Below are 8,328 nucleotides of genomic sequence, written 5' to 3'. Positions count from 1 at the left end.
GCGGATCGCAGTGGCCAGCGGCCGAATCAGCTCTCCGGCGGGCAGTTGCAGCGGGTGGCGATTGCTCGTGCGATTGTCATGAAGCCCCGTATCCTGCTGGCAGACGAGCCCACCGGCAATCTGGATCAGTCCGCCGGTCACGAGGTTATTGACGTGCTGGAAAACCTGAACCGTGAGGGCATTACCTTGATCGTTGTCACCCATGATGCCAGTCTCGGCCAGCGGGCGAAGCGCCTGATCAAGATGGTCGATGGCGCGATTGCCCTAGATACAGGACCTGACCATGTTGCTGTGGGACCAGATAGGATTTAACGGGCAGATTTTTCTCCGCCATCGGGTGCGCACCGGCCTGTTATTGCTGGCGGTGGGCCTCGGTGTGGCCTCGGTGATTCTTCTCACCAGCCTCGGTGAGGGAGCCCGCCGTTATGTGGACCGGGAATTTGCGGCGCTGGGCAACCAACTACTGGTTGTGCTGCCGGGGCGCAAGGAAACCACAGGTGGCGCACCACCTATGTATGGCGCTGCCCCTCGGGATCTCACCCTTGAAGATGCCTGGGCGCTGGAACGCATTCCTTCGGTTCGGGCGGTGGCGCCGGTCATTGCCGGAACGGCACAGGTTTCCCTGGCCAGTCGCTCGAGGGAAGTCATTGTGCTTGGCAGTACTCCGGCCATCTTTCAGGTGCGCCGGATGCTAGTGGCGCAGGGCAATATACTGCCGGAGCGCAGTCGGGCGGCAGCGATGGCGGTTTGTGTGCTGGGTGCCAAATTGAAGCAGGAGCTATTTGGCAACCGGCGGGCTATCGGCGAATGGGTGCGGGTGGGCGATCGCCGTATGCGGGTCATCGGCGTTCTGGAGTCCCGCGGCGAGTCGCTGGGGCTGGATCTGCGAGACATGATTATTGTGCCGGTGCGCACCGCCGAACAGATGTTTAATTCCCCCGGCCTGTTTCGGATCCTGATGGAACTGGATGACAACGCCGACTTTAGCAAAGTGGAGCAGCGGATTCGGGCAATTATCATCGAGCGCCATGAAGGCGATGATGATGTCACCCTGATCAGTGAAGATGCCATTCTGGCTGCTTTTGACAATATTTTTACCACCCTTACACTCGCCATTGCTGCTATCGCGGCCATCAGCCTGCTGGTGGCAGGCATTCTGATCATGAATATCAGTCTGGTCTCCGTCAGCCAGCGGCGTCGGGAAATCGGCTTGCTGAAAGCCCTGGGTGGCAGCAGTCGTCAGGTGCGCCAGCTGTTTCTCGGTGAATCGTTATTGTTGGTCAGTCTGGGATCTTTGGCGGGGATTGCCGCGGCCTGGCTGGCAGTGCTGCTACTGGGGCGTCTGTGGCCGGTCTTCCCTCTTACGCCACCCTGGTGGTCGATGCCGGCCGCGGTGGGTACTGCGCTGTTGGCTGGACTGCTGTTCTCGCTGTTGCCGGCCCGTCGCGCGGCGGCACTGGACCCGGTACTGGCGCTGCGGGGGCAGGATCAATGAGGTTTTTGGACTACCTGCACTGGATTTTTCGCTCCCTGTGGATGCAACGCCTACGCACAGCCCTCACCATAACCGGTTTTGCGATCGGTATTGCCGCCATGGTTTTACTGAGCGCTCTGGGCGAGGGACTGCGTCAGTTTGTGATCCATGAATTTACCCAGTTTGGCAGTCATATCGTGGCGATCACGCCGGGCAAAACCGAAACCTTTGGTCTTGGCGGCATCCTCAATACCACCCGACCACTGTCGCTGGAAGATGCCGAAGCGTTGATGACACTGCCCGGTGTGCAGGAAGTTGTGCCGGTGGTCATGGGCAATGCGCAAATCAAGGTTGGCGGGCGCAGCCGCTATACCGATGTGGCTGGCGTGGGCGCACTGGCTCACAAGGCCTGGAAACTTGATATTGCGCTGGGGTCATTTTTGCCGCAGGAGGATGCTGGCCGCGCCCGGCCCTTTGCGGTAATGGGCAGCAAGCTGAAACAGGAGCTGTTTGGCAACAGCAATCCACTGGGTGAGTTTGTTCATATTGGTGGCAACCGCTTTCGGGTAATCGGCGTCTTGGCACCGAAGGGGCAGTTTCTTGGCACGGATCTGGACGACATGATTTATATCCCCGCCAACAAGGGGTTGCAGATTTTCAACCGGGACAGCCTGATGGAAATTGATATTTTCTACAGTTCGTCTGTGACCACAGAGACGTTGGTCAAGCGCATCAGGGACAGGCTTATCGCACGACACGGCGGCGAGGATTTCACCATCGTCACCCAGGACCAGATGATGGCCACCATGGATAACATCCTGCGGATTCTCAAATATGCGGGTGGAGGACTGGGGGCAATTTCGCTGCTGGTGGGTGCCGTGGGCATTACCACTATTCTGACCATCACCGTGGTGGAGCGAACTGCTGAAGTAGGCCTGCTCAGGGCTCTGGGGTCTGGCCGAAGTCAGGTGCGAAACCTGTTTCTCGGCGAAGCCGTGTTGCTCGGCCTGGTGGGTGGTCTGACGGGGGTGTTGGTGATTGCGTTGCTGGTTCTGTTACTGGCACTGTGGGTACCGGCACTGCCGGTGGCATTCAAACCGGAAATTGTTGCTGTCGCGCTGGGTATTTCCATGCTGACCGGATTAGTGGCCGGTGTTCGACCCGCGATGGGTGCGACCCGGCTCAGTCCTATCGACGCGCTGCGCAGTGAATAATCACCGATCAGTCTTCGATCGGAAAGGACACCAGTTCAGGAGGCTGCCGGTCCCTGATGCGGATATACCAGCCCCGCTGATGCCAGTCCCCCAGTACCAGCCGCTCACCATAGGCCATGTGGTGGTGAAAGGGGCGGTGGGTGTGACCGTGGATCATCAGTTTCACCTGATACTGCGCCATCAGTTGTTCGACGGCTTCCTCCGACACATCCATGATATTGTCTGACTTGTTGGTGTTGGCCTGCGTGCTTTTCTGTCGCCACTGCACCGCCATGTTCTGGCGTTTTTTCAGGGGTAGGTGGCGCAACAGGAATTTCATCAGTGGGTGGCGGTACTTGCGGCGAAATTTCTGATAGTCGGCATCGCCGGTACACAGGGTATCGCCATGCAGCAGCAGCACTTGCTGGCCCCCCAGCTCCGTCAAATGGTGGTCGGGCAGCAGAGTGGCGCCGGTTTCCCGGGCGAACTGCCTGCCGATCATGAAATCCCGGTTGCCGTGGGTAAAAAACAGCTTGATACCGTTGTCGGAGTGTTTTTTCAGCCCGGCAATCACCTGACGGGCCAGTGGCGAGGGATCATCGTCCCCGATCCAGGCCTCAAACAGGTCGCCGAGGATGTACAGCGCCTCGACGTCGGCGGCCTGATTTTCCAGAAAAGCAAAAAACGCCCGGGTTACTGCCGGGCGTTCTGGGGAAAGGTGCAGATCGGAAATCAGCAGTGTGGTCATCAGCGCCACCTGCCGTGTCCGGGAGAGACCTTATTTATCGGCGTAGGCATCGCTGACGGTGACCTTCTGGATTTCCACGGGATCCTTGGGTACATCCTGATGCATGCCGTGGCGGCCAGTGGGTACATTCTTGATTTTGTTGACCACATCCATGCCATCGGTAACCCGGGCAAATACCGCATAGCCCCAACCCTGGGGGTTCTTGCCGCTGTGGTTGAGGAAGGTATTGTCCGCAACGTTGATGAAGAACTGCGAACTGGCAGAGTGGGGATCATTGGTCCGCGCCATCGCCAGGGTGCCGGTCTCATTGGCCAGGCCGTTATCGGCTTCATTCTGGATCGGGTCGCGGGTGGGTTTGTTCTGCATGTCGGCCGTCATGCCGCCGCCCTGAATCATGAATCCGTCAATGACGCGATGGAAGATGGTTCCTTCATAGAAGCCGTCGCGGCAGTACTGCAAAAAATTAGCCGAGGAAACCGGGGCTTTATCGAAATCCAGCTCAAGGCTGACATCGCCGTAATTCGTGTGCAGTGTAATCATCTGTAGTGAATCCTGTGACTGTCAAAAGAGGGGCGTATGGTACGTTTTTCAGGGGTGAATTTAAACTGCTTTGCAACCGGACTGACGACTGCTGCCGGATGTTTGGCACACATTCAGGGCGTGTGGGTATCCTCCGGACGCAGATGTGGGGTGATTGCCGGCGCGTCGATGCGTGCCTGCCAGCCCTGTATCACAGCGCACAGCAGAATCAGGGCAATACCGATCCACAGGCCCATATTGGGATAGAACTGCCAGAAAATCATATCCACGCCGAGGGCCATGATGATGGCCGTGTACTGGAACGGTGCCACGATCACCGGTTTGCCCACCCGGTAGGCCGCCACCATCATGATAAAACCAAATGCACCGCCGCTGCCGGAGACCAGCACCATCAGCAGCGTTTTGCTGTCCAGCTCTATCCAGGCCTCCTGCTGCCAGAAAAATGCCGCCAGCAAAAGCGGGATGTAGATGTAATAGTTCATCGACCAGTCCGATTCGGTGCGGGACAGGTAGCGCGACCAGAGAATCATGATGGCAAAGGCGAGGGGCAGGACCGTCAGCGCCAGATAGTGCCAGCCGGAGTTGCTGACATCCGGCTTCAGCACCAGACAGACACCGATAAAACCGGTGATGGTGGCCAGCCACTGAATGGCATTGGCCCGCTCCTTGAGTATCAGTGGCGAGATGGCCGAAATCAGAATGGGTGCCCCGGCAGTGGCGGCACTCACTGCGCTGATCGGAAAATACTTGATGGCTACATAGTAGCCGAGGCTGATCACAGTAAAGAACAGGCTGCGCAAAAGTTGATGCATGGGCTTGCTGACACGCAGTGTTTGCAGGCGGCCGGTGGCCAGAATAAACACCGTCAGTACCAGCAGTGAGGCGGCGGTGCGAAGGCAGATCAGCTGGCCGAGGGGGATCGTCTCCAGCAGACGCTTGGCCACCGAGTCACCCACCAGAAAAAATATCAGGCAGAGTTGCAGGTAGAGAATGGCTCGGAGGTTCGGGTGCATGGCGGCGATAGGGTTAACTCACGGCTCGATTCTGACGTTTCGCAGAGGACTAATACAGGGCGGAAGCGGAAGAATCCCCCGCTGCTGGTGATCAGTTGTTTATACCGACTCCCCCGGAGGCTATAATCCGGCTCTTTTTTGCGGAGGATGGCCCGGCGGGGCTGCAGTATGGCAGACGACAATAAACCGCTCAATTTTATTCAGCAGTTAATTTCCCGGGAGCTGGCCGACGGCTCGGTGACGAGGGTGATCACCCGTTTTCCACCGGAGCCCAACGGGTACCTGCACCTTGGGCACGCCAAGTCCATCTGCCTGAATTTTGGCCTGGCCGAGCAGTTCGGTGGCGCCTGCAACCTGCGTTTTGATGATACCAATCCGGAAAAGGAAGAGGACGAGTACGTCAAGGCGATTATCGACGACGTGCGCTGGCTTGGTTTCCAGTGGGCTGGCGAGGTGCGCTATGCCTCCGATTATTTCGAGCAGTTGTACCTGTGGGCCCAGTATCTGATTCGCGAAGGCAAGGCCTTTGTCTGTGAGCTGAATGGCGAGCAGATGCGCGAATACCGCGGCACCCTCACCGAGCCGGGCAAAAACAGCCCCTGGCGGGATCGTTCCGTCGAGGACAATCTGCTGCTGCTGGAACAGATGAAAACCGGTGCCATTGACGAGGGCCGCATGACCCTGCGGGCCAAAATCGACATGGCCTCACCGAATATCAACCTGCGCGACCCGGTGTTGTACCGGATCAAGAAAAAAGCCCATCACCGCACCGGCGACACCTGGAATATCTATCCTTCCTACGACTTCGCTCACGGCCAGGAAGATGCCATTGAAGGCGTAACCCATTCTATCTGTACGCTGGAGTTTGCCGCCAACCGTCCCCTTTATGAGTGGTTTATCGACAATCTGCCGGTGCCTTCAAAACCGCGCCAGTTCGAGTTTGGCCGGCTCAACCTGAATTACAGCATCACCAGCAAACGCAAGCTCAAACAGCTGGTGGACGAAGGCCATGTCAGCGGTTGGAACGACCCGCGCATGCCAACGCTCTCCGGCCTGCGCCGTCGCGGTGTCACCTCCCGGGCGATTCGCAATTTCTGCGACAGCCTGGCGGTGGCCAAGACCGATGGGGTGGTGGATATGGCCCAGTTCGAGCACTTTATCCGCGACGACCTGAACGACAACGCGCCGCGAGCCATGTGCGTGCTGCATCCGCTTAAAGTGACCCTCACCAATGTGCCCGAGGGCGAGGTGGAGATGCTTCAAGTGGCCGGCCACCCCAATCGCAATGGCTTCGGTGAACGCCGGTTGCCGTTTACCCGGGAAATCTATATCGACCGCGAGGATTTCAATGAAGACAGCAGCCTGTCCCGCAAGAAGTTCAAGCGGCTGGTGCCTGGCGAGTGGGTGCGGCTGCGCGGTGCCTGTGTCATTCAGGCCAACGAAGTGGTGAAGGATAACCGCGGCGAGATCGTCGAAATTCTGGCGGAAATGATTCCCGGCACCCATGGCGAAGACCCGCCCGAGGGCATTCGTCCCCGCGGCGTGATTCACTGGGTTTCGGCGACGCATTCGGCAGATTGTGAAGTGCGGCTCTATGACCGGCTATTCAGTGATCCGGCACCAGACGCGGGCGAGCGCAACTTCCTCGACTTTATCAACCCGGCATCACTGACTGTGCTGACCGGCTGCAAGGGCGAAATCGGTCTGGCAGAGGCCGTCGCCGGAGACAACTTCCAGTTCGAGCGGGAAGGTTATTTCTGTCGGGATACAGAATCCGATAGCGAGAGTACACTGGTGTTTAACCGCACCATAGAACTCAGGGATAACTGGAAAAGCTGACCGTCGGGGCTCACGCCCCGCTTATTGACAAGATAAGACAAGGCAATATGGCACTGACTCTATACAACACCCTGACCCGGCAGAAAGAGGTTTTCAAGCCCATCGAAGCGGGCAAGATTCGCATGTATGTGTGTGGCATCACCGTTTACGACTACTGTCATATCGGTCACGCCCGGGTACTGGTGGCGTTCGATGTGATCACCCGCTACCTGAGAACCCGGGGCTGGGATGTCACCTATGTGCGCAACATCACCGACATTGACGACAAGATTCTCAACCGAGCCAACAACAATGGCGAAGCATTTACCGATCTCACCGACCGGATGATCGACGCCATGCACGGGGACGAAGACGCCCTCGGCGTGCTGCGGCCCGATCTGGAGCCCCGCGCTACCGCCTACATGGACGACATTCTCGCCATGGTGCAGATTCTGGTGGACAACCACTATGCCTATGCCGCCGACAATGGCGATGTTTACTACCGGGTGAGCCGGTTTGCCGACTACGGCAAGCTCAGTGGTCGCAACCCCGAAGACCTGCTGGCCGGTGCCCGGGTCGAAGTGGACGAAGCCAAGGAAGATCCGCGCGATTTTGCTCTCTGGAAAAGTGCCAAACCCGGCGAAGTAAGCTGGGAATCTCCCTGGGGACCCGGTCGTCCCGGCTGGCATATCGAGTGCTCCGCCATGTCCACCTGCTGTCTGGGGGACACCTTCGATATCCACGGCGGCGGGCCGGATTTGCCGTTTCCCCACCACGAAAACGAAATCGCCCAGAGCGAAGCCGCCACCGGTAAAAAATATGTCCACTACTGGATGCACGCCGGTGCGGTGCGGGTGGACAACGAAAAAATGTCCAAGTCACTGGGCAACTTCTTTACCATCCGTGAAGTGCTGAAAAAATACCATCCGGAAGTGGTGCGTTACTTTTTACTGTCCAGCCATTACCGCAGCCCCATCAATTATTCCGAAGAGAATCTCATTGAGGCTAAGGGTGGCCTGGAGCGCTTCTACACTGCACTGCGCCCTTTTGCCGAGGTGCCGCCCAGCGCTCTAGATGCGTTGAAAGACAGCGATTACTACCGCCGTTTTGTCGAATCCATGGACGACGACTTCAACACCCGCGAGGCACTGGCTGCCATGTACGACCTGGTGCGCGACATCAATACCCGGGCCAAAACCGATCCGGCGCAGGCGGCCAAACTGGCGGCTGAATTAAAAGCGCTGGGCGGCGTATTCGGTATCTTCACGGTGGACCCAGAAGCCTTTTTGCAGGGCAGTGGCAGCAGCGATAGTGATGGTCTGTCTGCCGAGCAAATCGAAACGCTGATTGCCGAGCGCGTTGCCGCCAAGAAAAACCGCGATTTTGCCCGAGCCGACCAGATTCGTGACGATCTGCTCGCCCAAGGCGTGGTGCTGGAAGATTCCCGCGAAGGCACCACCTGGAGAAGGGAGTAAATAGTCATTTTCTCCCTTACTCCCTTAAAGGGGTCGGTGACAATTGAGACTCACTCTCAATTGTCAC

Annotated in this window: 8 protein-coding genes; 5 read left to right on the top strand and 3 right to left on the bottom strand. The window is 57.9% G+C overall.

Annotated elements, in window-relative coordinates:
- From ACTF5G_RS09440 to ACTF5G_RS09430, 3 genes are all read left to right on the top strand, one after another.
- Positions 1 to 312: ATP-binding cassette domain-containing protein (locus tag ACTF5G_RS09440; RefSeq protein WP_438952562.1), on the top strand; the 312-nt coding region annotated here is incomplete at its 5' end.
- Positions 284 to 1,495 carry an ABC transporter permease gene (locus tag ACTF5G_RS09435; RefSeq protein WP_438952561.1) on the top strand — a complete coding sequence of 404 codons (1,212 nt, stop codon included), beginning with the start codon at positions 284 to 286 and terminating at the stop codon, positions 1,493 to 1,495. The genes ACTF5G_RS09440 and ACTF5G_RS09435, both read left to right, overlap by 29 nt.
- Positions 1,492 to 2,688, top strand: coding sequence for an ABC transporter permease (locus tag ACTF5G_RS09430; RefSeq protein WP_438952560.1), 1,197 nt, complete (start codon positions 1,492 to 1,494; stop codon positions 2,686 to 2,688). The genes ACTF5G_RS09435 and ACTF5G_RS09430 overlap by 4 nt, the downstream gene beginning before the upstream one ends.
- A gap of 7 nt (positions 2,689 to 2,695) precedes the next feature.
- Here the strand turns inward: ACTF5G_RS09430 and ACTF5G_RS09425 are convergent, their stop codons facing one another.
- From ACTF5G_RS09425 to ACTF5G_RS09415, 3 genes are all read right to left on the bottom strand, one after another.
- The gene (locus ACTF5G_RS09425) at positions 2,696 to 3,415 is read right to left on the bottom strand and encodes a UDP-2,3-diacylglucosamine diphosphatase (protein WP_438952559.1); all 720 of its coding nucleotides are present in this window, start codon (positions 3,413 to 3,415) and stop codon (positions 2,696 to 2,698) included.
- 30 nt (positions 3,416 to 3,445) lie between these two features.
- On the bottom strand, positions 3,446 to 3,955 hold the full coding sequence (locus tag ACTF5G_RS09420; protein WP_438952558.1) for a peptidylprolyl isomerase: 510 nt from the start codon (positions 3,953 to 3,955) through the stop codon (positions 3,446 to 3,448).
- A 113-nt stretch (positions 3,956 to 4,068) separates the two neighbouring features.
- Positions 4,069 to 4,968, bottom strand: coding sequence for a DMT family transporter (locus tag ACTF5G_RS09415; RefSeq protein WP_438952557.1), 900 nt, complete (start codon positions 4,966 to 4,968; stop codon positions 4,069 to 4,071).
- Between the two features lie 168 nt (positions 4,969 to 5,136).
- On the opposite strand from ACTF5G_RS09415, the gene ACTF5G_RS09410 reads away from it, so the two are divergent.
- Together ACTF5G_RS09410 and cysS are read left to right on the top strand one after the other, a co-directional pair.
- Positions 5,137 to 6,807: a glutamine--tRNA ligase/YqeY domain fusion protein gene (locus ACTF5G_RS09410; RefSeq protein WP_438952556.1), complete on the top strand. Its 1,671-nt coding sequence runs from the start codon at positions 5,137 to 5,139 to the stop codon at positions 6,805 to 6,807.
- A 47-nt stretch (positions 6,808 to 6,854) separates the two neighbouring features.
- Positions 6,855 to 8,261, top strand: a complete 1,407-nt coding sequence (cysS, locus tag ACTF5G_RS09405) for a cysteine--tRNA ligase (RefSeq protein ID WP_438952555.1) — start codon at positions 6,855 to 6,857, stop codon at positions 8,259 to 8,261.
- Positions 8,262 to 8,328: the final 67 nt, after the last annotated feature.

It is taken from the genome of Porticoccus sp. (assembly GCF_965660005.1).
In the GTDB taxonomy this organism is placed as follows: domain Bacteria; phylum Pseudomonadota; class Gammaproteobacteria; order Pseudomonadales; family Porticoccaceae; genus Porticoccus.
This window is presented reverse-complemented; position numbering and strand designations above follow the sequence as displayed.